Below are 25,005 nucleotides of genomic sequence, written 5' to 3' on the forward strand. Positions count from 1 at the left end.
CGGGCAAGTCGCAGCGGCGAACCGCCGCTCCTACAAACGAGGAGCGGAATTGCCCGCGAAGCAGTCGACGCCGCTATCAGATCTTGACGTTCTGGCGCACGTTCCAGCCGTACTTGATCGCGCCGCCATCCTTGGTGCCGTCGGCCTTCTGCGGCTGATAGTCCACGGTGACCTTGGCGAAGTTCAGGGTGACGTTCTCGGTGAGGCGGTCATCGCTGCCCGAGCCGCCGGTGCTCAGCGAGCTGATGATCACCTCTTCGAGGTTGATGATCAGGTACTCGACCTGGCTCTCGCCACCGGCCTTGCGCACGGTCAGCTTGACCTTGTCGATGTGCTTGCCGCTGGAGCAGTGGGCCATCAGGTTGGGGCTGGACTTGTCCACGTACTTGGTGATCGACAGGTCCTGGATGTTGACCTTGCCGGAGCCGCCGCCCCCGCCCATGTGCATGTTGCCGGACTGGGACATGCCCCAGCTCCAGTTCAGCACGTCGATTTCGTCCTTGTGGGCCTTGTCCGCGGACTCGCCCTTGATGTCGCCGATCTTGATGAAAATATCTACAGCCATGATGTCCTCGGTATTTCGCGTCGGTTGGCGGTTCTATCGGGGCTGCTGCGCAGCCCATCGCGGGGCGCGCAGCGGCCCCGGTTCAGGCTCAGGCCCCTTTGGCCGAAGGCAGCTTCGAGACCAGGCGCAACGACACGGTCAGCCCTTCGAGCTGGTAGTGCGGGCGCAGGTAGAAGCGCGAGTTGTAGTAGCCAGGGTTGCCCTCGACTTCCTCCACCACCACTTCGGCCGCAGCCAGCGGATGTTGGGCCTTGGTGGTCTCGCTGGAGTGCGCCGGGTCACCGTCGACGTAGTTCAGGATCCAGTCCTGCAACCAGCGCTGCATCTCGTCCTTTTCCTTGAACGAGCCGATCTTGTCGCGAACGATGCACTTCAGGTAATGGGCGAAGCGGCAGGTGGCGAACAGGTACGGCAGGCGGGCGGCCAGGTTGGCGTTGGCGGTGGCGTCCGGGTCGTCGTACTCAGCCGGTTTTTGCAGCGACTGGGCGCCGATGAACGCGGCGAAGTCGGTGTTCTTCTTGTGCAGCAATGGCATGAAGCCGTTCTTCGCCAGCTCCGCCTCGCGGCGGTCGGAAATGGCGATCTCGGTCGGGCACTTCATGTCCACGCCACCGTCATCGGTGGGGAAGGTGTGCGCCGGCAGGCCTTGCACTTCACCGCCCGACTCCACGCCGCGGATGCGCGAGCACCAGCCGAAATGCTTGAACGAGCGATTGATGTTCACCGCCATGGCATAGGCCGCGTTGGCCCAGGTGTACTTGCTGCTGTCGGCGCCGTCGGTGTCTTCCTCGAAGGCGAAGGCCTCGACCGGGTCGGTCTTGGCGCCATAGGGCAGGCGTGCCAGGAAGCGCGGCATGGTCAGGCCGATGTAGCGCGAGTCTTCCGATTCGCGCAGCGAACGCCAGCCGGCGTATTCCGGGGTGGTGAAGATCTTGGTCAGGTCACGCGGGTTGGACAGCTCCTGCCACGAACCCATGCCCATCACCGTTGGCGATGCAGCGGCAATGAACGGCGCATGCATCGACGCACAGACCTTGGACATCTCGCCCAGCAACTCGACATCCGGAGGCGACTGATCGAAGTAGTAGTCGCCCACCAGGCAGCCGTAGGGCTCGCCGCCGAACTGGCCGTACTCTTCTTCGTAGAGCTTCTTGAACACCGGGCTCTGGTCCCAGGCGGTGCCCTTGAACTTCTTCAGGGTCTTGTGCAGGTCGGTCTTGGAGATGTTGAGCACGCGAATCTTCAGTTGCTCGTCGCTCTCGGTGTTGTTGACCAGGTAGTGCAGGCCGCGCCACGCGCTTTCCAGCTTCTGGAAGTCATCGTGGTGGATGATCTGGTTGACCTGTGCGGTGAGCTTGGCGTCGATGGCGGCGATGATCTGCTCGATCGAGCCGATGGCGTCGTTGGAGACCAGGTTGGTCTGCGCCAGGGCTTGCTCGGCGAGGGTGCGCACGGCGCTTTCGACAGCTTCCTTGGCGCGCTCGGTCTTGGGTTTGAATTCCTGCAGCAGCAGGTTGGCGAACTCGCTGGCCTGCTCGGTGGCGGCCGGCTGGGCCTGGGTATCGCGCAATGGATCGGTCATGGCGGGCTCCTCAGGCGCTCGGCTCGTTGTCGGAAGGTTTCGGGGCGCTGGCCAGGGCCTGCAGCAGGGCAGGGTCCTTGATGGCCTTGAGGATGATGTCCTCGGCACCGGTCTTGCCGTCCATGTAGGTCAGCAGGTTGGCCAGTTGAGTACGCGCCTCGAGCAGCTGGTTCAGGGCATCGACCTTGCGCGCCACGGCGGCCGGGCTGAAGTCGTCCATGCTCTCGAAGGTGATGTCCAAGCTCAGGTTGCCTTCGCCGGTCAACTCGTTGGGGACGTTGAATGCCACGCGTGGCTTCATCGCCTTGAGGCGCGAGTCGAAGTTGTCGACATCGACTTCCAGGAACTTGCGGTCGGCCACCGCGGGCAGTGGCTCGGCGGGCTTGCCGGCGAGGTCCGAGAGCACGCCCATGACGAAGGGCAACTGGACCTTCTTCTCGGCGCCATACAGTTCGACGTCGTACTCGATCTGCACTCGCGGCGCCCGGTTGCGCGCGATGAATTTCTGGGAGCTGTCTTTGGCCACGTGGTTCCTCCTGGTCGCCGCTGGGGCGCTGTCGTTCGTTGCGGCTGTCGGTGGTATCAGTCGTCCTGGGGCCCGCGCAGGTTCTCGAACTGCGAAAGGCCATCGGGAATCAGGTCGCGCACGATGGTCGCGAAGTCGGCGTTGACCAGGTTTTTCGCCCGGCGCAGCAGCACCGGCAGCGGGCTGGAAGGCTCGTGACGGGCGTAGTACTGGAGCAGGCGCTCGAGGCTTTGCTGAACTTCATCGCGGCTGCTGATTTCGCCGGGGCGCACGGCGGGGCGAGCGGTCGCGGCGACGGCAGCGGGTGCCGAAGGGGCATCGTCGAGGCTGTCCTGCTGCGGCTGTTCGTCTGGCGCGGCTGACGGCGAGCCCCCAGGGGCGTAATCGGCAAGTACCTGTTGCGCCAGGCGCAACGGCTGCTTGAGTGCGGACAGATCGACGCCACTGGCCGAGCCGACCTGGTCGCTGACCCGGCGCTCGATCGCTTCGCAGGCCTCGCGGGCCAGGTTCAGGGCCTGGCGAGTCTGTTCGAGTTCATCGGCGTCGGCATCGCGCAGGGCTGCGGCCAGCGCCTCGACGCTCAGTGTCTCGCTGGCGAAATGCTGCAGGCCGGCGGCGTGCAGGGCGGCACGCAAGGTGATCGGGCCAAAGGCGCGCGAGCGCGCCAGCACGGCTTCGCGCAGCAGGGCGATGTTGGCTTCGCACGTCAGGCCGGTCAGTGCGTTGATGCGCACGGTCGGGTCGTTGTCGTCGGAGGCGTCGAGCTGCGGATGCAGGTGCAGCCAGTATTCGCCGAGCAGGTCGCGGATCAGTTCCAGGCTGGCGGCGAGGCCGGCGAAGCCGTGCAGCGCGAGGTTGGCCTGGACCAGGAAGTGGGTGATGCGCAGGTCCTTGCTGCGCTGCAGCAAGCTGGCGCAGGACTGTTCGATCGCTCGCCACTCGGGGGGCTCGGCCGCCTGTACTGCATCGCCCATGACCCGTTCCGGACGCCCTTGGGCATCGCGTTCGAGTTGCAGGAAGTCCGCGTCATATTCGAGATCTTCACCGCAGGGGAAGTCATCGGAAACAGCGGCGAGCAGCAGCGGTGAGTTCACCAGGAATCGATCTCCATATCGGCCCGTGGCGGGGCTTTAGTTGCGCGAAGTTGCAAATGTGAACTGGCGCACAAAACTTGTAGATAGAGCGGGCGGTTGATGTCATTGTGATGTCAGCGGCCGACCCCAAAGTTGCGCATTTATGGTTTATTTCCAAAATGCTGTCAAGGTAAGCTACCCGCCCTCGAGTGGAGGTGTGACCGAGTCTGCAGCTTTGAAGGCCCACCTGTCGGATGCCATCAAAGTGCCTTGCCGTTGTGGTTAAATTCGCCGATATGCCGCGATAAAACAGTGATGGATGTTATTTAACTCATTGTTTTATAAAGAAATTATTGGCGATTTTCGCTATCCACTCATTTGAATGGAATCACGAGTAATATTATATGCAGGAGGAGTGATGGCACTTTGCCTAATTATCACTAGTTATCACAAGATAACTCCGGGGCAATGCGCGGAGATGATTGTGGAAACTGGTGCCGTCACCATCGGGCGAAGTCCAAACAATGATTGGGTGTTGCCGGATCCAGAGCGGTTGGTGTCGTCCAATCATTGCGTCATCCAGTTTCGGGATGGCCGTTATTACCTGACCGATAACAGCACCAACGGTGTGGAACTGGTACACGCTGGCGTGCGCATGCGCCGAGGAAACAGCGAGCCATTGATGGATGGCGAAGTTATCCGGATTGGTGAGTACGAGATTCAGGCACGCATCGATTCAGGATTCTCGCTGGAGGAGAACCGCCAGCCTGGCGCGCAGAGCTTCGAGGCGTTGATGGCCCACCAGGCGACGCCCGCCGAGCCCCCCCTTGCACCCGCGCCGGCTGCTTTCCTGCAGGGGGCTTCGAGCCACGACACACTGCCCGACATCTTCGATTTCCTCGGCCCTGCCAGCGTGCCGACGGCGAGCCAACCTGACCATGTTCCGGCCCAGCAGCATGACTTTCGTCCGCCCGCACCGGTCCCCGCCGTCGCGCCACCCGCCTCACCGGCCCCCGGTGTGATACCGGCGGACTGGAACCTGTTCGACGAGGCGCCGGCCTCCAGCCCCCTGCCTGCCCACGAGCCGATGACGCCTGTTGCCGCAGTGCCTCCACCGCCTGCGCCCGTTCCCGCACCGCCCACCCCCCAGGCCATGCCCGACCAGGCGTTGCTGCAGGCCTTCCTGCGCGGCGCGGGCATCGAGCACCTGCGCATCGACGCTGGCGATGCCGCAGCGCAGATGGAGGCGGTGGGCCGCAGCTACCGCCTGATGGTCGAGGGCCTGATCGATGTGCTGCGCGCACGCAGCAGCCTCAAGGGCGAGTTCCGCATGCAGCAGACCACCATCGCGCCGGTGCAGAACAACCCGCTGAAATTCGCCCCCAATGCCGACGAGGCGCTGTTGCTGCTGCTGCGCCAGGGCAACCAGGCGTTCATGCCCGCCGACCAGGCGGTACGCGACAGTTTCGATGACCTGCGTGCCCACCAGCTGGCCGTCATGGCCGGGGTCGAGGCGGCGATCAAGCACGTGCTGACGCGTTTCGAGCCCGCCCGACTGGAGGCTCGCCTGGCCCCGGCAACGGGCCTGGCGAAGGTGTTCGGTGGCTCGCGCCAGGCCCATTGCTGGCAGCAGTTCACCGAGCTGTACGGGCAGATATCACGTGAAGCCCAGGACGATTTCCAGGACTTGTTCGGCCGCGAGTTCAGCCGCGCCTACGAGGCCCACAACGCCCGACTGCAACGCTCTTGAGACTGATGCTCAAGGCAGGAAGAACACCAATACGTCATGAGGACGAGGATGAGTGCAACAAGACTGATCGCAGCCCTGGCCTTCGTGCTGCTCAGTGCCTGCAGCAAGGATGCGCCGGTCGTACCGAGTTCGGACGCTGAGCCGGCAGTGCCGGGCGTCACCCTGTACTTCAGTGCCGCCGCCGGGCTCAACCCCGGCGCCGATGGCACACCAGCGCCTGTGCGGGTGCGCATCTACGAACTGAAGAATGCCGCCGCCTTCGAGCGCGCCGATTACTTCGCCCTGGCCGAACGGGCCCAGGACACCCTCGGCGCCGACCTGATCGACCAGGACGAAGTGCTGCTGCAGCCCGGCCGTCAACTGCACCTGGACCGCCCGCTGAACCCGGCCACGCGCCAGGTCGGCCTGATGGTCGGCTACCGCGAGATCGACCAGGCGCAGTGGCGCAGCGTGCTCGCGGTGCCACCTCGCGACTATCAGATCAGCCTCGATGTGCGCGCCGTGCGCAGCGCCGTGGCCACCCCACAACCTGTGCCTGCCCACTAGGCAAACGGAGAACCCATGTCCTGGAACAATCGCGTGGTCTGGTCGGAAGGCATGTTCATCACGACCCAGCACTTCCAGCAGCACGACCGCTATCTGGAAAACTTCATCGATGCCCGCAGCCGCCCGCTGTCGAGCGCGGCCTGGGGCTTTTCCGAGCTGCTGGTCGACCAGGGCCTGCTGGCCCAGGGCAAGCTGGCGATCCTCAGTGCCCGTGGCCTGCTGCCGGACGGCACCCCCTTCGACATTCCCCGCGATGACCTGCCACCGGCGCCTCTGGAAATTCCCGACGACCTGCGCGACGGGGTGATTCACCTGGGCTTGCCGCTCAAGCGTGCCGGTGCCCGCGACACCGTCGACGAAGGCGAGGCGCTGGACGGCGCGCGCTATGTGGCGCGGGTCAGCGAAGTGCGCGACGACAATGCGCCGTTCGAGAACCGCGCACCACTGGCTCTGGGTGGCCGCGCGCTGCGCCTGCTGCGTGAGGAAGATGGCCTCGGCGATTTCGCCGTGCTGGGTGTGGTGCGCATTCGTGAAAAACGTGCCGACCGGGCCTTGGTGCTGGACGACAGCTACATCCCGCCGCTGCTGGATGTGGCGGCCAGTAACCCGCTGTCGAATTTTCGCAGCGAGCTGCTGGGGCTGCTGCACCAGCGTGGCGAGGCACTGGCCGGGCGGGTGGTGGCCTCGGCCAATGGCGGTGCCTCGGAAATCGCCGATTTCATGCTGTTGCAACTGGTCAACCGCGCGCAGCCGTTGATCGAGCATCTCGGGCAGCTCAGCCCGCTGCACCCCGAACGGCTGTACAGCGAGCTGGTGACGCTGGCGGGCGAGTTCGCCACCTTCACCCGCGAGGGCCGTCGCCCCGAGAGCTTCCCGGTGTACCAGCACGATGACCTCGCGGCGACCTTCCAGCCGCTGATGGCGTCGCTGCGTGAAGCGCTGTCGATGCTGATCGACAGCAAGGCGGTGGCCATTCCTATCGTCGAGAAAGCCTACGGCGTGCACGTGGCCATGCTCGCCGACCGCAGCCTGCTGGACAACGCCAGTTTCATCCTCGTGGTGCGCGCCGACGTGCCAGGCGAGACCCTGCGCAGCCGCTTCGGCCAGCAGAGCAAGATCGGTTCGGTGGAGCACATCCGCGACCTGGTCAATCTGCAACTGCCAGGCATTGGCCTGCTGCCGTTGCCGGTGGCGCCGCGGCAGATCCCGTTCCATGCAGGCTCCACCTATTTCGAACTCGACCGCGGCAGCGAGCACTGGAAGCAGTTGCAACACTCGGGGGGCTTCGCCTTCTACGTCGCTGGCGAGTTCCCTGGCCTGAACCTGGCCTTCTGGGCCATTCGAGGATAAGCCGCGATGCAGCACGACGATCCGCAGGCCAACGACCGCACCCAGTTCATGCCTCGCCCAGGCGGACGAGGCCCGCAGCCGACGGCGACGCCCCAGGCCGCACCAGCGCCGCTGAACGTACCGGCCGAGCCGCTGGCACCAGGGCAGGGCGAGGGCCTCAATCCGCTGGAGCAGGCGGCCGGGCCCCTGCTGGCGTTGCTCACGCGCTTGCGCAATACCATCGCCCATCCAGCCCCGGCGAGCCTGCGTGCGCAACTGCTCGCCTACCTGCGCCAGTTCGAAGAGCGCGCCGAAGCCAGCGGTGTGCCGCGCAACGAGGTGCTGCTGGCGCGCTATGCCCTGTGCACCGCGCTCGATGAGGCCGTGCTCAGCACCCCCTGGGGCAGCAGCAGCGACTGGGGCAAGCAAAGCCTCTTGATCACCGTGCACAACGAAGCCTGGGGCGGCGAGAAGGTCTTCCAGTTGCTCGAACATTGCCTGCAGAGCCCGCGCGAACGCCTGAACCTGCTGGAGTTGCTGTACCTGTGCACCAGCCTCGGTTTCGAGGGCCGCTACCGGGTGATGAACGGTGGCCGAGCACAGCTCGAGGCACTGCGCGAGCGTACCGCCGCGGCCTTGCGCAGCGCGCGAGGCGAGATCGAACGCGAATTGTCACCGCACTGGCGCGGCGTTTCGGTCAGCCGCGATCGTCTGACCCAGTTCGTGCCGCCCTGGGTAGGGCTCGCGGTGGCCCTGGCCTTGCTGCTGTTGTTGCTGTTCGGCCTGCGCCTGAAACTTGCCGCCGACGCCGAGCCTGTGTTCCGCGGCATCCATGCCCTGGGTGAAATCCCGGTGCAGGCCATGGACCGCCCGGTGGTGCAGCCCAAGCCGGTCGAGCGCCCGCGCCTGGCAGGTTTCCTTGCCGAGGACATCAAGGCGGGTCGGGTCGCGGTGGAGGATGCGGTCGATCGCTCGGTGGTGACCATTCGTGGCGATGAACTGTTCGCGTCTGCCAGCGCCAGTATCAAGGGCGATTTCGAGCCGCTGATGCTGCGTATCGCCGAGGCGATTTCCAAGGTGAAGGGCAACGTGCGCGTCACCGGCCACAGCGATAACCAGCGCATCGCCACGATCCGCTTCCCCTCCAACTGGGCGCTGTCCCAGGCTCGCGCCGAAGAGGTCAAGGCAATGCTCGCCGCGCGCACCGGGCAGCCGCAGCGCTTCAGCGCGCAAGGCCTGAGCGACACCGAGCCGCTGGCCTCCAACGACACCGCACAAGGCCGGGCGAAGAATCGCCGGGTCGAAATCACCGTTCTGGCGGAGGGCGTCGAGTGAAGGCGTTTTTCAGTTTTGTCATTCGCTGGGTGATCCCGGTGCTGGGGCTGATCGCCCTCAGCCTGATCATCTGGTTCATCGGGCCGCTGTTGGACGTACTGGCGCCGCCCACCCCGCGCTGGATCCTGATCGTCCTGCTGTTCGCGGTGTGGATCGCCTACCGTGCCTGGCGCATCGTCCAGGCGCGTCGCCAGGCCGCCAAAGTGATGGAGAGCCTGGCCGCCGAAACCGCGCCGGATCCTGCGAGCCTGGCCACCGCCGAAGAGCTGGCGACCCTGCGTCAACGCATGGACGAGGCCCTGGTGCTGCTGAAGAAAGCGCGCCTGGGCGGTGACGAGCGCCGCAACCTCTACGAGCTGCCGTGGTACGTGATCATCGGCCCGCCGGGCTCCGGCAAGACCACCGCGCTGGTCAACTCGGGGCTGCATTTCCCGCTGGCGGCACAGTTGGGCGAGGGCGCCATCCGTGGTGTCGGTGGCACACGCAACTGCGACTGGTGGTTCACCGACCAGGCGGTGCTGCTCGATACCGCCGGACGCTACACCACCCAGGACAGCCATGCGCAGGTGGACAAGGCCGCCTGGCTGGGCTTTCTCGACCTGCTCAAGACCCAGCGCTCGCGCCGCCCCATCGACGGGGCGTTCATCGCCATCAGCCTGTCCGATCTGCTGCTGGGCAGCGACGCCGAGCGCGCCGCCCATGCAGCGGCGATCCGCACCCGGATCCAGGAGCTGTACAGCCAGCTCGGCGTGCGTTTCCCGATCTACCTGATGCTCACCAAGCTCGACCTGGTGCCGGGCTTCATGGAGTACTTCGACAACCTGAGCAAGGACGAGCGCGCCCAGGTGTGGGGCATGACCTTCGCGCTGGATGACGGGCAGCAGGGCGAAGGCCCGCTGGCCGGCTTCGACCAGGAGTTCGGCCTGCTCGAACAACGCCTCAACCAGCGTCTGGTCGAGCGCCTGCAGCAGGAGCGCGACCCGGCGCGGCGCGACCTGATCTATGGCTTCGTCCAGCAGTTCGCGGCACTGCGCGGCAATCTCAAGACCTTCCTCGACGGTGTGTTCAAACCCAACGCCTTCGAGGCGCGGGCGCTGCTGCGCGGGGTGTACTTCACCAGCGGCACCCAGGAAGGCAGCCCCATCGATCGCCTGATCGGCAGCATGGCGCAGAGCATGGGCCTGGACCGCGCGCACCTGGCGCGCCAGACCGGCACCGGACGCAGCTACTTCATCGAGAAGCTGTTCAGCGCCGTGGCCTTCGCCGAGCGTGGGCTGGTGGGCAGCAACCCCAAGGTCGAGCAGCGCCGCAAGTGGATCACCCGAGGTGCCCTGGCGCTGAGCGTGGCTCTGGTGCTGGTCGTCGGCACCCTGTGGACCCTCAGCTACCGCGCCAACCAGCAGTACATCGCCGAAGTCGACAGCCGCCTCAAGCCGCTGGGCAAGAGCGTGCAGGAGCTGAGCCCGGCGCAGCGCGAGGTGATCGAAGTGCTGCCGCTGCTCAACGCCGTGCGCCGTCTGGCGGACGATCCGCCGGCCTGGGCCGAGGGGCTCGGGTTGTACCAGGGCGACATGCTGGAGACCGAATCCACCAGCGTCTATCGCAAGCTGTTGATCGCGATCTTCGCCCCGCGGCTGGTCACCCGCATCGAGGAGCAACTGTACGCCGGCGGTCCTTCCGACTATCTGTACGAAGGCCTGAAGGCCTATCTGATGCTGGCCGACGGCGAGCATTACGACGCTGACTTCCTCAAGGCCTGGATCAGTCTCGACTGGGAGCGCCATCTGCCGCGCGACCTGGCTCCCGAGCAGCGCCAGGCACTTGAACAGCACCTGGCGGCGCTGTTCGACAAGCGCCCGCCGAATGCGCGCCTCGACCAACGCCTGATCGACGACACCCGCCGCCAGTTGCAGCAGTTGCCGGTGGCGCAACGTGTGTATGACCGGGTCAAGCGGCAGAAGCTGCCGGCCGGGGTCAGCGATTTTCGCATCAGCGACGCCGCCGGGCGCGATGCCGCGCTGGTATTCCAGCGCAAGAGCGGCAAGCCGCTGACCGAGCCGCTGCCGGGGATCTTCACTGTCGAGGGTTATCGCAAGGCGTTTCTCGCCGCCAGCGTCGCCCACAGCGAAACCCTCGCCGAGGAGCGCTGGGTGCTCGGTCGCGAGCTGAGCGAGGCCAGCGATGCCAAGCGCCTGGCCGACGATGTGCGCCAGCTCTACTACCAGGACTACATCCGCCACTGGGACGCGCTGTTGGCCGACCTGGACTTCGTGCCGATCACCAGTGTCGGGCAGGCCGCCGACGTGCTGCGGGTGTTGTCCGGCCCTACCTCTCCGATGAAGAAACTGTTGCAGGCGGTGGCCAAGGAAACCGACCTGCAGCAGCCCACCACGCTCGACAAGGCCCAGGCCAAGGTCGAACAGGCCGGTGTCGATCAACTGCGTCAGCGCCTGGGCGGTCTGCTCGGCGACACGCCGATCCCGGGCACCGAGCAAGGTGCGCGTGAGGTGGACCCCGTGACCGCACACTTCGCCGAACTGGCCGAGCTGGTCGAAGGTGGCGAAGGCCAGCCAAGCTCGATCGATGGCCTGCTCGCCGATCTCAACGCCCTGTACGTACAGGTCAGTGCGATGGTCGGCGCCAGTGGCGAAGCCCTGCTGGGCGAGGCCAAGAACCAGGCTCAGGCTGCCTCGCAGAGGGTTTCGCTCGGTGCTGCGCGGCAGCCGAAAGTGGTGCAGAACCTGGTCGGCTCGGTGGTCGGCTCGACCAACGCCATCGTCATGGGCGGCGTACGCAACCAGCTCAATGCCGCCTGGACCAGCGAGGTGGTCAACGTCTACCGCCAGTCCCTCAGCGGTCGCTACCCGCTGACGGCCGGCAGCCCGCGCGATGCGACCCTGGAAGACTTCGGCCAGTTCTTCGGTGTTGGCGGGGTGATGGACAACTACTTCCGCAAGTACCTGCAGCCATACGTCAACACCTCCACGTCGCCGTGGAGCTGGCAGCCAGGGGCGGCGCAGAAGCTGGGGATCAATGCCGGTGTGCTCAACACCTTCCAGCGCGCCGCGACCATCCGCGATGCCTTCTTCCGCAACAGCAGCGGCCTGACGCCAGGCGTGCGTTTCGAGCTCAAGCCGGTGGCGATGGATGCGTCGATCACCCAGTTCATGCTCGACCTCGATGGCCAGCAGGTCAGCTATGACCATGGCCCGAGCCGTCCGGTGTCGTTGCAGTGGCCGAACCCGAACAGCATCGGCGTGGTACGCCTGTCGATCTCGCCCCCTTCGGCCAGTGGCCGTTCGGGGCTGACGCTGGAAGGCCCGTGGGCGTGGTTCCGCCTGCTCGACCAGTCCGACCTGATTGCCGGCACCTCACCCGAGCGCTTCAGCCTGCGCCTGCGGGTCGAGGGTGCCAGCGTGTCCTACGAGCTGCGTGCCAGCAGCGCCTTCAACCCGTTCCGCAGCCGAGTGGTCAGCGGTTTCAGCCTGCCGGAGCGCCTGTGAACGACGTTGGTTTCTACGGAAAGATGGCCTGCCGCGGTGACTTCGTCAGCCGCGATCTGCCACAGAGCTTCATCCAGCCCTGGGACCAGTGGCTGGCCGCAGGTATCCAGGCCAGCCAGCGGCAACTGGGTGAGCAGTGGCTGCAGGCCTACCTGGTCAGTCCGCTGTGGCGCTTTGCCCTGGCAGCGGGTGTGTGTGGGCCGCAGGCGATGATCGGGGTGGTGATGCCGAGCATCGATCGGGTCGGGCGGTATTTTCCGCTGACCGTGGCGCAGGCGCTGGAGCCGCAGGTTTCGGTGGCGGTTGCGGTGGTGGGTGCGGATGAATGGTTCGAACAGGTCGAAGCGGCCTTGCTCGGCACGCTGGAGGAAGGTGCGCAGTTCGAAGCGTTCGAGCATGCCGTGCAGCCCTATCGGGGCACCACCCCGCTGCCACAGGGGATAGCGAGTGGGCCTGCGGTGGGTGGGTTGCAACGTCTGGCCGCGACCACGCCTGAGGGGCGAGAACGCGCGTTGGCCGAGTGCGCCTGCGAGGGCATGAGCCTGTGGTGGGGCAGGGGTTCGGAGCGGATCGCACCGGGCCTGATGCGCTATCCGGGCCTGCCGCGCAGCGAGGATTTCGCCGGGTTTCTTCTGGGTAGCGAGGCCGCACGCGCATGACCGACCTGCAGTACAGCGCGGCCAGCTACAGCCATGTCGGCATGGTGCGCAAGATCAACGAGGACGCCTGCCTGGACCTGACCTGGGCGGGCCTGTGGGCAGTGGCCGACGGCATGGGTGGCCATGCGGCGGGCGACTATGTCAGCAGCCTGGCAGTGGACAGCCTGCGCCGCCTGCCGATGCTCGACTCGCTGGCGGAGTTCGCCGACGAAGTGCGTGACGGCCTGGCGTGGGTCAACTTCACGGTCCGCGAGGAAACCGCACGCCGTGGCGTAGCGATGATGGGCAGCACCGTGGTGGTGCTGGCGGCGCGCGGCGACCAGGCCATCGGCCTGTGGGCCGGTGACAGCCGTCTGTATCGCCTGCGCGGCGGGCGCATCGAGCGTCTGTCCCACGATCACAGCTACGTCCAGGAACTGCAGGACAGCGGCCTGCTCAGCGAGGCCGAGGCCCGGGTGCATCCGCGCGGCAACATCGTGACCCGAGCCATCGGTGTCGAAGATCACCTGGAGCTGCAGGCAGTGGCCCTGCAGGTGCGCCCTGGCGACACCTACCTGCTGTGCAGCGATGGCCTGACCAAGACCGCCGAAGACCTCGAGATCGGCGAGGTGCTCAGCCATGCCGACCCCTACCAGATAGTGCGCAGCCTGGTCCACCTGGGCCTGACCCGAGGCGCGCCCGACAACATCACCGCCGTGGTGGTGAAGGCCAATTGAAGAACATCATGGACATGCAGATCCCCGGATTCGACATCGACGGCGAGATTGGCCAAGGCGCCATGGCCAGCGTCTACCTGGCCACCCAGCGCTCGCTGCAGCGCAAGGTGGCACTCAAGGTGATGGCCGCGAGCCTGGCGGCCGACCCGACCTTCTGCGAGCGCTTCCTGCGCGAAGGCCGCACCCTTGCACGCCTGGCCCATCCGCACATTGCCACCATCCACGACATCGGCAATGTCGGCGAGCTGTACTACATGGCCATGGAGTACCTGCCCAGCGGCACGCTCAAGGAGCGCATCGCCGCCGGGCTGACGCCGGAGCAAGGGTTGATCTATGTGCGCCAGATGGCCCAGGCGCTGGGCTATGCCCATGCCCAGGGCCTGGTGCACCGCGACGTGAAGCCGGCCAACATCCTGTTCCGGGCCGATGGCAACGCCGTGCTGTCGGACTTCGGCATCGCCAAGTCCCTGGACGATCACACCCAGTTCACCCAGGCGGGTTTCGCGGTGGGGACGCCCAGCTACATGAGCCCGGAGCAGGCCCGCGGGCTTGAGATCGACGGGCGCGCCGACCTCTATGCCTTGGGGGTGGTGCTCTACGAGATCCTCGTCGGCAAGCTGCCCTACAGCGGCACCGATGCGCTGTCCACGGCGCTGGCGCACCTGACCGAGCCGCTGCCGGAGCTGCCCATCGAGCATGGGCGCTATCAGGAAATCCTGCGCGGGTTGCTGGCCAAGGACCCGAACGAACGCTTCGCCGATGCCGCCGCCTTGCTGGCAGCACTGGACCGCCTTCCGGAAGAAGACTGCCAGAGCACGGTGATCAGGCCACTGGTCGTGCCCCAGGCGGCCCCCGAACTGGCAGGGTTGACGCCAGTGTCCATCGAGATTCCCCAGGCGGCTGCCCAGCCCGAGCCAGCCCGGCTTGAGCCACAGCAGAGCCGCCCGGCGCCTGTTGTTGCGCCAAAGAAAAAGCCCGCGGTGGCGCTGTTGGCGGTGGCCATCGCAGCGGCACTGGGCCTGGCAGCGGGCGGTTACTGGTTGTTCGCCGGTCACGACAAGCCCGCCGTCGCCACACCGGTGGCACAGACACCCGTCCAGCCCAGCGCGCCGCCTCCCGTCGCCAGCGCGGCGCAGAACGATCAGCGGCCGCTGCTCATGGCGGGCAAGAAGACCCTGTTCCAGCGCGTGCTGACCAAGCCCGGCGCGCGCCTGGCCGATAGCCCTGGTGGCGCTGCCGGCGATAGCCTGCCGGCCTTCTCGGTGCTCTACGTTTATCAGCGCAAGGATATCGACGGCAAAGCCTGGATCCAGGTCGGCGCTGCCAGCGATGGCCTGCGCGAAGGCTGGCTGCCTGCAGAGCAGACCAGCGACTGGAAGCAGAGTCTGGTGCTCAAGTTCACCGAACGCTCCGGCCGCGCGCCGGTGATGTTCATGCGTCAGCCCGACGATGTGCAGCAGTTGCTCGACGACAGTACCCAGGCCCGCGCGCAACTGCTCAAGGCGCAAAACGATCCGGCCGAAGTGCCGCGTGTGCTGGCGCTGGAGCCTGCGGCCAACGCGGTGCCGCAGGACCAGTTCTACCTGATGCCGATCTTCGACTACCGCGAGAGCTTCGACGCCGACGGTCAGCCGGTGCAACTGCTCAATATCGCATCGATCGATCCCGGGAGCAGTGCGGCTGGCAGCGCGCCGCAGGCCGCAGGCGTTGCCAGCGCCGGCGACAACAGCTTCCGCACCGGTATCGTGCTGGTGGTGGACACCTCGGTGTCGATGCAGCCCTACATCGACCGGGTGCGCCAGGTGGTCAGCGAGTTGCAGGAGCAACTGGCGGCACGCGGTGAGCTGGACAGCGTCAGCTTTGGCCTGGTGGGCTTTCGCAACAGCGTCAAGCGCACGCCGGGCCTGGACTACTTGAGCAAGACCCTGGTCAGCCTCGATGAAGGCCGCGACCCTGCGCGCTTTCTCAAGGCCGCATCGCAGGTCAAGGCCACCACCGTGTCCAGCCATTCGTTCAACGAAGATGCCTTCGCCGGGGTCATGCAGGCGGTCGAGGGCATGGACTGGTCCGGCTACGGCGGACGCATCGTGCTGCTGGTCAGCGATGCTGGCGCCTTGCGCAAGAGCGACCCCGAGAGCAGCACGCGGATGAACGAAGCCGAGGTGCGTCAGGCGGCGCTGAGCAAGCAGATCAAGATCTACGCCCTGCACCTGCGCACCCCTGCCGGGGTGAAGAACCACGGCTCGGCCGAGCAGCAGTACCGCGTGCTCACCGCCGACAGCAACCCGCGTATCGGCGACCTCTACGTGGGTGTGCCGGGGGGCGATGTGAACGCCTTTGGCGAGCGCGTGCAGGAGATCGGCTCGACCTTCGCCGAGCTGGTGCACCAGGTGCGCAACCAACAGCCGCAGGCCGTGCCGTTGCTCGCCTCCGGTTCCAGCCTCGCCGCCAAGACCCAGGCCGTGGGCTACGCCATGCACATGGACTTTCTCGGCCGTCGCAGCGCCAGCCAGGCGCCGCAACTGGTGAGTGCCTGGACCGCCGATCGTGACCTGACCAACCCGGCGCTGCCGACTTTGCAGGTGTGCGTGATGCTGACCAAGCTGCAGCTCAACGACCTGCAGCAGTCGCTCAAGCTGATCGTCGATGCGGCGCGCAAGACGCGCAGCTCGCCGGGCGACTTCTTCAATGAAATCGCCAGCGCCAGTGCCTACATGAGCCGCGACCCCGGCGCGCTGAGCAAGGGCGCCAACCTTGCCCAGGGCGGCGTACTCGGTGAGTACCTCGAAGGCCTGCCGTATCGCAGCAAGTCGCTGAGCATGACCCAGGACCTGTGGCTGTCGCTGTCGGTCGCCGAGCAGGAGGATTTTATCGACGAGCTCGACTCGAAGATTCGCCTCTACGAAACCTTCCACAACGACATGGCCAACTGGGTGCGTTTCGGCAACGCCGAACCGGGCGACGCCCTGTACCGTGTCCCGCTCTCGACGCTGCCTTGATGATCAGCCTGCAAGGGGTGCACAAGACGCGCGGGCGCTACCGCCTGGAGATCGGCGATCTGCGCCTGGGCGCCGGTGAGCGTGTGGCGCTGGTCGGCCCCAGCGGCTGCGGCAAGAGCACCCTGCTCGACCTGCTGGCATTGGTGCTGGCGCCGGATGCGGCGGACGCCTTCACCCTGGAACTTGAGGGCAGCGTGCAGGATGTCGCCGGGCTGTGGCGTGGTCGTCGGCTCGACCGGCTGGCCGCCTTGCGCAGTCGGCACCTGGGTTATGTGCTGCAAGCGGGCGGGCTGCTGGGCTTTCTCGATGTGCGCGGCAATATCCGCCTGCCGCGTCAGTTGCTGGGGCTGGCCGACGACGGTGGTGTCGAACGCCTGGCGGCCGCGCTGGATGTGAGCGACCAGTTGGACAAGCGTCCGGCGGCGCTTTCGCTGGGCCAGCGCCAGCGGGTCAGTTGTGCCCGCGCCCTGGCCCATGCGCCTGCGCTGTTGCTGGCGGACGAACCGACCGCAGCGCTCGATCCGGTCAATGCCGAGCGGGTGATGCAGTTGCTGTTGCGCCAGGCCGAGGCGCATCGGGTGACCTGCATCATCGCCACCCACGACGAGACCCTGGCCCGCGACGCCGGGCTGCGGGTGCTGCGCATGCACTGTCGGCGCGATGCCGACGGCGGCGTCATCGCGACCTTGGGGCAGGCTGCCTGATGCGCCCGCTGCTGATCGCCGGGCTAGCCTGGCAGGACTACCGCACCGACGCGCGGCTGTCGGCCTGCGCGGTGCTGACGCTGGTGGCGGTGATTGCGCCACTGCTGGTGCTGTTCGGCCTGAAGTTCGGCCTGATCGGCAGCCTGACCGAACGCCTGCAGCGCGACCCGGGCGTGCGTGAGGTCATACCCTTGGGCGGTGGACGTTTCACTGCCGATTTCATTACCGGGCTCGCGGCGCGTCCGGATGTCGCCTTCGCCATCCCGCGCACCCGCCAGATCGCCGCCACCGCCGAGTTGCTGCTGCCTGCACAAGGGCGTGGGGTGACGGTCGAGATGCTGCCGACCGCGCCCGGCGATCCGTTGCTCGACGGCGCCGTGGCCCCCGGTGCAGCCGACTTGCGCGACGTAGTGCTGAGTTTCACTGCGGCGGAAAAGCTCGGCGCCCATCCCGGCGATCGCTTGCAGGCCAGTTTCAATCGCCAGCGTGCGGGCGAGGTGCAGTGGCGCCAGACCTCGTTGCACGTGCGTGCCGTGCTGCCGCTGGCAGCGTTCGAGCGCGATGCCTTGTTCGCACCGTTGGCCTTGCTGGAGGCCGCCGAGGACTACCGCGACGGGCGTGCGGTACCGGCGCTGGATTGGGCGGGCGAGCTGCAGGCCGGCAGCGCAGCGCGGGTCTACCCGGCGTTTCGCCTGTATGCCCGCACGCTCGAGGACGTCGAGCCGTTGCGCCAGTTCTTCGCCGAACGTCAGTTGCTGGTCTCGACCCAGGCGGCGCAGATCGCCCAGGTGCAGTCGCTCGGACGCAACCTCGACCTGGTGTTCTGGATCATCGCCGCGTTGGCCGTGGCCGGGGCGGTTGCGGCGGTTGCCGCAGGTGCGGTGGCGGCGGTCGAGCGCAAGCAGCGCGAGCTGGCGGTGTTGCGCCTGCTGGGCTTCGGCACCGCCGCGCTGCTGTTGTTCGTGGTGTTGCAGGCGCTGTACAGCGGCCTGCTCGCCGCCGGGCTGGCGGCCCTGTTGTATGCCCTGGCCGAGCACGGCCTGAACCGACTGTTCATGCAGGTGCCCGGCGAGTACGCCGCTCACCTGCTGCCTATGCACTATCTCGTCGCCCTGCTCGCCGTGTTGTCGGCCAGCACCGCTGCCGCCGCCCTGGGCGGCTGGCGGGTGGCGCGGATCGACGCCTCGCAAGGAATTCGTGATGTCTGAACTTCGCCTCAAGGTAGCGGCCTTGATCGTCACCACACTGGGCCTTGTGGCCTGCTCTCCCGCCGATGGCGAGGACAAGCCCCAGGCCTCCGCGGTCAACACCGCCAAGCCCGACCCTGCCGCCACCAGCAAGCTGGACAACCCCAAGCCCCTGGCCGACGACGTCAGCTTGCCGCTGCCCTGTGGCGGCGAGATTGTCTTCCGGCATGTCTACGTGCTGGCGCAAGGCAGCCTCGACGACCGCGAGGTCAACCTGGGCTATCCCTTCAGCGAAGGCGAGGCGGGTTACAAGCAGTCGTTCATCTCCGGGTATCGCCGCGACTTCATCAATGGCCAGTTCAGCCTGCAGGACCTGTCCCCCGCCTGGCAGAAGCAGGTCGGCGCCAGCCTGCCCAAGGTCGAGGCGGGCAGTCCGCTCAAGCCGATGATGTATTTCATCGGCAAGTACGAGGTGACTGCGCGCCAGTATGCGCAGGTCATGGCCCAGGCTCAGTCGCTGGCCAGCGGCGAGGCGGAGCCCGCCTGCGAACCGGTCACCGAGGCCGCCGGTCGCCTGCCCAAGGTCAAGCTGTCGCGGTTCGAGGCCGAGCGTTTCGCCGCGGTGTACAGCGCCTGGTTGATGAAGCATCACCGCGAGTTGCTGCCGGTCAGTGGCCGGGGCAGCAAGGCCGAAGATGGCGGGATCGGTTTCGTGCGCTTGCCCACCGAAGTGGAATGGGAATTCGCCGCCCGCGGCGGTTCGGCGGTCAGCCGTCAGGAGCTCGATGGCCGGCTGTTCCCGCGCAAGGTCGAGGGCAGCGACAGTGACGGGCCGCTGGCCGACTGGGCGGTGTTCAACCAGGTTGCCGGTGGCACCGGCCAGGCTGCGCGACTGATGCCGATCGGGACCAAGCAACCCAACCCGCTCGGGCTGTTCGATGTGATCGGCAATGCCGCCGAAATGGTCCAGGAATCCTTCCAGCTGGTGCACGCTGGTCGCCGTCAGGGCGCCTACGGCGGCTTCGTGGTCAAGGGTGGCAACTACCTGGAAGGCGAGACCACGCTGTTCACCGGCATGCGTCGCGAGTATCCGCTGTTCGGTGCCGACGGCACTGAGCAGCGCAACGAGACCACCGGTTTCCGCGTCGCCATCGGTGCCTTGTCGGCGCCGCGTTCGCGCTACCAGGAGCTGTTCGAGCAATGGCAGAAAGAGGGGCGCCTGGCCGGCCTCACCGACGACATCAATGCCGCCGATGACCCGACCACGCGCCTGGACGGCATCATCGCCGGCGCCAGCGACCCGCGCCTGCAGGCCGAGTTGGGGCTGGTCAACGAGGAGCTCAAGCGCAATGTCTCGCTGATCGCCCGCCAGCGCGAAGAAGCGGCCGGCAACCTGATCCAGTCGGCGGCCCTCGTGGCCGAGACCATCAACAACTACAACATCCGCCTGACCAACCTGCAGAACACCCAGGCCAAGGCCCAGGCCTCCGGCGACCAGGCCAGCGCCAGCCTGTATGGCGCCGCCATCGCCAACGGCCGCAGCGCGCTGGACGGCGCGCTGGCGATCTACATCGACAACCTGGCCAGCGGCACGCGCTACACCGATGCGGTGATCCAGGCGCAGTTCCAGCGGGTCAAGCAAGAGCTTGAGCGCAAGCCGGTGCTGGGCAAGAGCCTGGAGACCCGCGCCACCCTGTTCGTCCGCCACGTCGGGGAGTACCGCCAGAACCGGCGGGCCGACCCGGCGACGATCCTCAAGGAGCTGCTGGCATCGGCTGCTCCGCGACCTTGAAGAAACCCTGAAAAAAGACCCCGGCCCGCATGAAGCAGGCCGGATCAGCACAACCCGAGAGAGAACCCGACCATGCGCTTGAATCGCACCTCCCTGATCACCGCTTCCAAGGCCCGTGCCGCTCTGCTGCTGGCTGCCGGTTTCAGCAGCGTCCTGCTGACCGGCTGCGCCGGTTCGCCGGTTTCCAAGATCGGTGCAACGACCAAGGTGGAGTACTACCCCAACTGCTACGAGCCGGTGCAGCACCTGCGTTCCACTGACGGCGACATGACTCGCTCGGTCGCCACCGGCGCACTGCTCGGCGCGGTAGGCGGTGCCCTGACCGGCGCCCTGGTGGACGGTGACAACCGTGGTCGCAACGCCGCCATCGGCGCTGCTGGCGGCGCCTTGGTCGGCGGCGCGGCGGGCTACTACACCGAGCGCCAGAAGCAGATCAGCGACGACAAGCAGCGCATCGCTTCCTACGCCGCCGACATCGACAAGAGCGCCGCCGACCTGGACCGCACCACCCAATACGCCAAGGCGTCCCAGGCTTGCTACCAGCGTGAGTTCGCCAGCCTGATCCAGAACCGCAAGGCCAACCGCATCAACGACACCGAAGGCCGCAAGCGCCTGGCCGAGATCGTTGCCGGCCTGAACGAGTCGAACCAGCTGCTCGGCACCGTCAACGGTCGTCTGGGTGAGAACCTGAACAACTACACCCAGGCCTACGAGCAGGACCTCAAGCAGGTGGGCGTGCAGCGTTCGGAAGTGGTGGCCGTGGTCCAGCCACCGAAAGCGACCAGCAAGTCTGGCACCAAGAAGGGCCAGGCTGCGGGCAAGACCAACACCAAAGTGCCGACTGAAGCAGTCGCTACCGAGAAGACCCTGCAGAACGCCACCGGCAAGAAGGCCGAGGCCCAGCAAGTGGCCAAAGCGGGTGTGGATCAGGTCAACAGCATGTGCCGCAACCCGGACATGGGTGACTGGGCACCGGTGCCTTGCCCGAACGTTTGATGGCATGGCAGGGGTGCATCGCGCCCCTTTCGCGACGCAAGGCCGCTTCTGCAAAGAGCGGCTTTGCGCTGTGGACAGGCCAGCCTGTAGCTGAGTAAGGACACGTATTCATGAAAGACCTTCTGGTCAACGAATTGGCCAACACCTCGCAGTTTCTGGCGCGTCAGCGCCTGCAGGGGCGTATCGACCAGCAGAAGCTGTTCAAGGCGATCGATGCCGACCCTGGCATCGTCGGTGCGGGAGTCGTGTATATCGATGCCGACTACAACGTGATCGTGCTGCGCGAGTTTCAGCCGATCTGCAGTATCAAGCCCAAGCGCATCATCCTACGCGAGGCGCCTCGCTACATTGCGCCCCAGCAATTCATGAACCAGTTGCAGACCAACCCGCGTGAGTCGCGCGTGGTCAAGGAGGCGGTAGGCACCACGCTCTCCTGCGCTGGTGCGATCCTGGGTTGGGTCGTCATGTTCAGCGGTACTATCGCCGTGCCCTTCTCCGGCGGTGTGAGCCTCGCGCTTACCGTTGCCGGATATGCAGCAGCAACCGCCAGTACCGCACAGTGCTTTATCGGTGTTGCCAGGACGGTCAACGAGGTCAACGACCCTTCAGCCAATGATGCGATGGATCAGGAGGCCTGGTACAGGGCAGCCACACCGTTGCTCGACGGTATATCGTTGATCGGCGTCGGCAGCTCGGCCCTCACGACTGTTCGCTTCCTGCAGGTGCGCAAGGCTGCCACGGGTGCCAACTGGCTCGACCTGACCCGTTCATTGAGCCGTCAGCAGCGTAGCGCTCTCACCCGCGAGTTGCTGTCGATCAAGCATCCTTCGCTTACCGCGAAGCAACTCAAGCTGCAACAGAGCACAGGTGAGCTGATCAAGCGTCACACGCCCACCCAGATCAAGCACGCCACTCAAACATTGATCAAGGATTCGCTTGGCGCTTCCATCGGTTTTGTCGGCAGCGGGACGGTGCAGGACAAGACCAAGAGCATCGCTCTGGGGCTCTATGAGGAGTTCGAGTAATGAGTCGGCACCCTGACCTTCAGAAGTTTCTCGATCGCTACTTCATGGTGTTCCTGGCGGGGTATTTTCTCTCGCTGTACGCCATGGCCGGGACGTTCTCTTTGGTGTGGAGTACCTATTGCCGTGACTGCAGCCGGGAGATCAACTATCCGCTCAGCCTTGGTGTGCTGGTGGTGACGCTGGTCACGGCGCATGCCGCCGTAGTGCGAGGTCGTGACTGGGGGGTATGGATGGTCGCCGCCCTTTGTATCGGCTCCGTGGTTTTCCTGTTGCCGACCTACGGTTTCAGGCCGCACATGGGGATCTTCCTGAGCATCATAGTCGTCGCGCTGCTGGCGTTGCTGGTACTCAACAGCAAGCGCTACAGAGCGATGCGCGTGCTACTTGCCGAGTATCGACACAAGCGTCAAGCCGATAGAGCTTCAAAAGCCCAGCGCCTCAAAGTTCGACGGTCTCGATGATGGGCGAGTATCAACGCCATCTTGAATTCCATGCGTTCATGCGTCGTTACTTCCCGACGTTCCTGCTGGGCTTTTTCACCTGTGTGCTGTCGGTGGCATTGGTTCTTGCCATGTGGATCGACGAGCATTGGCGCAGCCATCCGGATAATCCCGTCTACACGATAGTTTCGAGTACAGCACTGGCGGCGCTGCTGTGCCTGGGGCACTTGGCGATGATTCGTGGGTATGGATGGGCAATGTGGGCCGTTTTGCCAGTACCGCTGATGGCGCTGCTGATCGCCCTGAGCTTGTTGGGCAACGGCCTGCATTTCATGTTGTTGGCTGCCATCCTGCTCTTGCCTCTGCTGGCGCTGCTGGTGTTCAACAGCGAGCGGCACAGGGAGATGCGCAGACGGCTCGTCGAGCCACGGCAGGCCCGAACCCGGCGCTGATGCGCCGGGCCCGTCAACACCAATCTCTACCTCAACGCTCCGGTCGCAGTACCTTCACATCCCCAGGCTCCGCCGTTTCACGCAGGTACTCTTCCAGCGAATCGTCCAGCGCCTTGATCCAGCGGGTGTGGTGTGGCACCGAGGCGGTGCCGGTCATCACCGAGCGGTACGAGCGGTCGCGGTAGCCCATGATGTCGTGCTTCTTGTCGTTCTTCCATTTGAGGAAGATGCGGTTCACCGCGTCGATGTCGAAGCGTGGGTAGTCGGTCTGCTCGATCAGGCGGGCGATGTAGCTGCCCTGGAATTCGTACATCGAGGCGGTGGTCTGCAAGGCCTCTTCCTCGGCGCGCCAGTGCTCGCTGTCGGCGCGCATGGCGGCCGCGTCGGGCAGGGCGATGCGGCCGAGGATCACGTCGCGCACGAACCAGGCCTGGGCGTCGAACAGGTTGAAGCTGTACCACAGATCTTGCATCCCCAGGTACATCAGCTGCGGGTTGGCCTCCCACACCACGCCCTGGTACAGGCCCAGCGGCCACAGACGGTTGCCGGTGCGCAGGGTCAGGTCGTCGGGCAGGAACGGGAAGTGGTGCTGGTAGCCGGTGCACAGGATGATCGCATCGACGCGCTTGCTCGAGCCGTCGGCAAAGTGCGCGCGGTCGCCGTCGACCCGCTGCAACTGCGGCCGCTCTTCCCAGCCCTTGGGCCATTTGTAGCCCATGGGCTGGGTGCGGTAGGCACTGGTGATCGAGCGTGCGCCGTATTTGTAGCACTGCGAGCCGATGTCTTCGGCGGAGTAGCTGCTGCCGATGATCAGCACATCCTTGCCGGCGAATTCCAGTGCATCACGGAAATCATGGGCGTGCAGGATGCGTCCGGAGAAGCGCTCGAAGCCTGGGAATGACGGCACCTGGGGTGTGGAGAAATGCCCGCTGGCGACTACCACGTAGTCGAATACCTGTTCGTAACGCTGGCCATTGGCGTAGTCGTGGGCGGTGAGGGTGAAGGTGCGGCTGGTACTGTCGAAGCGCACGTCCTTGACCACGGTGTCGAAGCGGATGTACTGGCGCACGTCGGCCTTTTTCACTCGGCCCTGAATGTAGTCCCACAGCACTTCGCGCGGCGGATAGGAGGAAATCGGGCGGCCGAAATGTTCATCGAAGCTGTAGTCGGCGAACTCCAGGCATTCCTTCGGGCCGTTGGACCAGAGGTAGCGGTACATGCTGCCGTGCACCGGCTCGCCGTGCTGGTCGAGGCCGGTGCGCCAGGTGTAGTTCCACATGCCGCCCCAGTCGGCCTGCTTCTCGAAGCAGACGATTTCGGGCATGGCCGCGCCCTTGGCGTGGGCGGATTGGAAGGCACGCAGTTGCGCCAGGCCGGAAGGGCCGGCGCCGATGATGGCGACGCGAGTAGTCATGAAAAAGTCCTGTGATCACGGAAGAAGGGCAAGACTTCCCCAGCCCCGAGCGGCAACGAGCCGAGGGCGGTGGAAGCGCGGAAACTTCAGGGGTCAGCAGGCAGGCGGAGGCACGGGGCGCTTGCGCTTGTGCGCCAGCAGGACATCGCGGGGCGGGATCGACAGGGTGTGGAAGAGTGTCGAGAGCGGGGAACAGCCGAGGCTGGAAACGGCGGCAGGGAAGGGCCCGGTAGACTTGCCGATCAGATTGGCAAGCGGGCCATGCGGCCGACGGATACGTGTGATCTCGTGCATGGGGGCGTGGTTAGCCTCTTTTCGTTATGGGTGCCTTTTTAGCTATATCGCATTGGGGGAAGGGGTTCAAGGTTTGGGATTGTAGCGGCCACGGTGTCAGAAATTTTGTCCTGTTGAA

General features: G+C 65.7%; 20 protein-coding genes. 15 read left to right on the forward strand and 5 right to left on the reverse strand.

The window, feature by feature from the left end:
- Window positions 1-76: 76 nt before the first annotated feature.
- The 4 genes from ACPZMI_RS19300 to tssA all read right to left on the reverse strand — a co-directional run bounded on the left by ACPZMI_RS19300 (window position 77) and on the right by tssA (window position 3,767).
- A complete protein-coding gene (locus tag ACPZMI_RS19300; protein WP_186665673.1) occupies window positions 77-565 on the reverse strand; it encodes an Hcp family type VI secretion system effector in 489 nt (162 codons plus the stop codon).
- Between the two features lie 88 nt (window positions 566-653).
- Window positions 654-2,147, reverse strand: coding sequence for a type VI secretion system contractile sheath large subunit (gene tssC, locus ACPZMI_RS19305; protein WP_186665675.1), 1,494 nt, complete (start codon window positions 2,145-2,147; stop codon window positions 654-656).
- A gap of 10 nt (window positions 2,148-2,157) precedes the next feature.
- Window positions 2,158-2,673: a type VI secretion system contractile sheath small subunit gene (gene tssB / locus ACPZMI_RS19310; RefSeq protein ID WP_054891229.1), complete on the reverse strand. Its 516-nt coding sequence runs from the start codon at window positions 2,671-2,673 to the stop codon at window positions 2,158-2,160.
- A gap of 56 nt (window positions 2,674-2,729) precedes the next feature.
- The gene (gene tssA, locus ACPZMI_RS19315; protein WP_426352845.1) at window positions 2,730-3,767 is read right to left on the reverse strand and encodes a type VI secretion system protein TssA; all 1,038 of its coding nucleotides are present in this window, start codon (window positions 3,765-3,767) and stop codon (window positions 2,730-2,732) included.
- Window positions 3,768-4,164: 397 nt separating this feature from the next.
- Here tssA and tagH point away from each other — a divergent pair, with 397 nt between their 5' ends.
- From tagH to ACPZMI_RS19390, 15 genes are all read left to right on the forward strand, one after another.
- Complete coding sequence (gene tagH / locus ACPZMI_RS19320) at window positions 4,165-5,496, forward strand: type VI secretion system-associated FHA domain protein TagH (RefSeq protein WP_426352846.1); 1,332 nt, start codon at window positions 4,165-4,167, stop codon at window positions 5,494-5,496.
- A gap of 48 nt (window positions 5,497-5,544) precedes the next feature.
- Entirely contained in the window at window positions 5,545-6,042 is a 498-nt protein-coding gene (tssJ, locus tag ACPZMI_RS19325; RefSeq protein WP_426352847.1) for a type VI secretion system lipoprotein TssJ, read from the forward strand.
- Between the two features lie 15 nt (window positions 6,043-6,057).
- Window positions 6,058-7,392, forward strand: coding sequence for a type VI secretion system baseplate subunit TssK (gene tssK / locus ACPZMI_RS19330; RefSeq protein WP_426352848.1), 1,335 nt, complete (start codon window positions 6,058-6,060; stop codon window positions 7,390-7,392).
- Window positions 7,393-7,398: 6 nt separating this feature from the next.
- On the forward strand, window positions 7,399-8,706 hold the full coding sequence (locus tag ACPZMI_RS19335) for a DotU family type VI secretion system protein (RefSeq protein ID WP_426352849.1): 1,308 nt from the start codon (window positions 7,399-7,401) through the stop codon (window positions 8,704-8,706).
- On the forward strand, window positions 8,703-12,209 hold the full coding sequence (gene tssM, locus ACPZMI_RS19340; RefSeq protein ID WP_426352850.1) for a type VI secretion system membrane subunit TssM: 3,507 nt from the start codon (window positions 8,703-8,705) through the stop codon (window positions 12,207-12,209). The genes ACPZMI_RS19335 and tssM overlap by 4 nt, the downstream gene beginning before the upstream one ends.
- Window positions 12,206-12,868 (forward strand): type VI secretion system-associated protein TagF, encoded by a 663-nt coding sequence (tagF, locus tag ACPZMI_RS19345; protein ID WP_186711094.1) that lies wholly within the window; start codon window positions 12,206-12,208, stop codon window positions 12,866-12,868. The genes tssM and tagF overlap by 4 nt, the downstream gene beginning before the upstream one ends.
- Window positions 12,865-13,584, forward strand: a complete 720-nt coding sequence (locus ACPZMI_RS19350; RefSeq protein WP_186665686.1) for a PP2C family protein-serine/threonine phosphatase — start codon at window positions 12,865-12,867, stop codon at window positions 13,582-13,584. Before tagF ends, ACPZMI_RS19350 begins: the two co-directional genes overlap by 4 nt.
- Window positions 13,585-13,592: 8 nt before the next feature.
- Window positions 13,593-16,583: a serine/threonine-protein kinase gene (locus tag ACPZMI_RS19355; protein ID WP_426352851.1), complete on the forward strand. Its 2,991-nt coding sequence runs from the start codon at window positions 13,593-13,595 to the stop codon at window positions 16,581-16,583.
- Window positions 16,583-17,287, forward strand: a complete 705-nt coding sequence (locus ACPZMI_RS19360) for an ATP-binding cassette domain-containing protein (protein ID WP_186665690.1) — start codon at window positions 16,583-16,585, stop codon at window positions 17,285-17,287. Before ACPZMI_RS19355 ends, ACPZMI_RS19360 begins: the two co-directional genes overlap by 1 nt.
- Complete coding sequence (locus ACPZMI_RS19365; protein ID WP_426352852.1) at window positions 17,287-18,495, forward strand: FtsX-like permease family protein; 1,209 nt, start codon at window positions 17,287-17,289, stop codon at window positions 18,493-18,495. The genes ACPZMI_RS19360 and ACPZMI_RS19365 overlap by 1 nt, the downstream gene beginning before the upstream one ends.
- A complete protein-coding gene (locus tag ACPZMI_RS19370) occupies window positions 18,488-20,266 on the forward strand; it encodes a formylglycine-generating enzyme family protein (protein ID WP_426352853.1) in 1,779 nt (592 codons plus the stop codon). Before ACPZMI_RS19365 ends, ACPZMI_RS19370 begins: the two co-directional genes overlap by 8 nt.
- A 72-nt stretch (window positions 20,267-20,338) precedes the next feature.
- Entirely contained in the window at window positions 20,339-21,262 is a 924-nt protein-coding gene (gene tagQ, locus ACPZMI_RS19375) for a type VI secretion system-associated lipoprotein TagQ (protein ID WP_063541541.1), read from the forward strand.
- A gap of 110 nt (window positions 21,263-21,372) precedes the next feature.
- On the forward strand, window positions 21,373-22,287 hold the full coding sequence (gene ssp4, locus ACPZMI_RS19380) for an Ssp4 family T6SS effector (RefSeq protein ID WP_186711099.1): 915 nt from the start codon (window positions 21,373-21,375) through the stop codon (window positions 22,285-22,287).
- On the forward strand, window positions 22,287-22,748 hold the full coding sequence (locus tag ACPZMI_RS19385; protein WP_426352854.1) for a hypothetical protein: 462 nt from the start codon (window positions 22,287-22,289) through the stop codon (window positions 22,746-22,748). Before ssp4 ends, ACPZMI_RS19385 begins: the two co-directional genes overlap by 1 nt.
- On the forward strand, window positions 22,748-23,179 hold the full coding sequence (locus tag ACPZMI_RS19390; protein WP_426352855.1) for a hypothetical protein: 432 nt from the start codon (window positions 22,748-22,750) through the stop codon (window positions 23,177-23,179). The genes ACPZMI_RS19385 and ACPZMI_RS19390 overlap by 1 nt, the downstream gene beginning before the upstream one ends.
- A 31-nt stretch (window positions 23,180-23,210) precedes the next feature.
- Here the strand turns inward: ACPZMI_RS19390 and ACPZMI_RS19395 are convergent, their stop codons facing one another.
- Complete coding sequence (locus ACPZMI_RS19395; RefSeq protein WP_426352856.1) at window positions 23,211-24,593, reverse strand: NAD(P)-binding domain-containing protein; 1,383 nt, start codon at window positions 24,591-24,593, stop codon at window positions 23,211-23,213.
- Window positions 24,594-25,005: the final 412 nt, after the last annotated feature.

Origin of the sequence: Pseudomonas wayambapalatensis, assembly GCF_049942315.1 — a bacterium.
Classification (GTDB): Bacteria; Pseudomonadota; Gammaproteobacteria; order Pseudomonadales; family Pseudomonadaceae; genus Aquipseudomonas; species Aquipseudomonas wayambapalatensis.

Coding starts and splice junctions, on each gene's coding strand:
- ssp4 (WP_186711099.1), top strand. CDS start 21,373: ATGAAAGACCTTCTGGTCAACGAATTGGCCAACACCTCGCAGTTTCTG.
- ACPZMI_RS19395 (WP_426352856.1), bottom strand. CDS start 24,593: ATGACTACTCGCGTCGCCATCATCGGCGCCGGCCCTTCCGGCCTGGCG.
- ACPZMI_RS19355 (WP_426352851.1), top strand. CDS start 13,593: ATGGACATGCAGATCCCCGGATTCGACATCGACGGCGAGATTGGCCAA.
- ACPZMI_RS19385 (WP_426352854.1), top strand. CDS start 22,287: ATGAGTCGGCACCCTGACCTTCAGAAGTTTCTCGATCGCTACTTCATG.
- ACPZMI_RS19390 (WP_426352855.1), top strand. CDS start 22,748: ATGGGCGAGTATCAACGCCATCTTGAATTCCATGCGTTCATGCGTCGT.
- ACPZMI_RS19360 (WP_186665690.1), top strand. CDS start 16,583: ATGATCAGCCTGCAAGGGGTGCACAAGACGCGCGGGCGCTACCGCCTG.
- tssJ (WP_426352847.1), top strand. CDS start 5,545: ATGAGTGCAACAAGACTGATCGCAGCCCTGGCCTTCGTGCTGCTCAGT.
- tagQ (WP_063541541.1), top strand. CDS start 20,339: ATGCGCTTGAATCGCACCTCCCTGATCACCGCTTCCAAGGCCCGTGCC.
- tssC (WP_186665675.1), bottom strand. CDS start 2,147: ATGACCGATCCATTGCGCGATACCCAGGCCCAGCCGGCCGCCACCGAG.
- ACPZMI_RS19365 (WP_426352852.1), top strand. CDS start 17,287: ATGCGCCCGCTGCTGATCGCCGGGCTAGCCTGGCAGGACTACCGCACC.
- tssK (WP_426352848.1), top strand. CDS start 6,058: ATGTCCTGGAACAATCGCGTGGTCTGGTCGGAAGGCATGTTCATCACG.
- ACPZMI_RS19350 (WP_186665686.1), top strand. CDS start 12,865: ATGACCGACCTGCAGTACAGCGCGGCCAGCTACAGCCATGTCGGCATG.
- tagH (WP_426352846.1), top strand. CDS start 4,165: ATGGCACTTTGCCTAATTATCACTAGTTATCACAAGATAACTCCGGGG.
- ACPZMI_RS19370 (WP_426352853.1), top strand. CDS start 18,488: ATGTCTGAACTTCGCCTCAAGGTAGCGGCCTTGATCGTCACCACACTG.
- ACPZMI_RS19335 (WP_426352849.1), top strand. CDS start 7,399: ATGCAGCACGACGATCCGCAGGCCAACGACCGCACCCAGTTCATGCCT.
- ACPZMI_RS19300 (WP_186665673.1), bottom strand. CDS start 565: ATGGCTGTAGATATTTTCATCAAGATCGGCGACATCAAGGGCGAGTCC.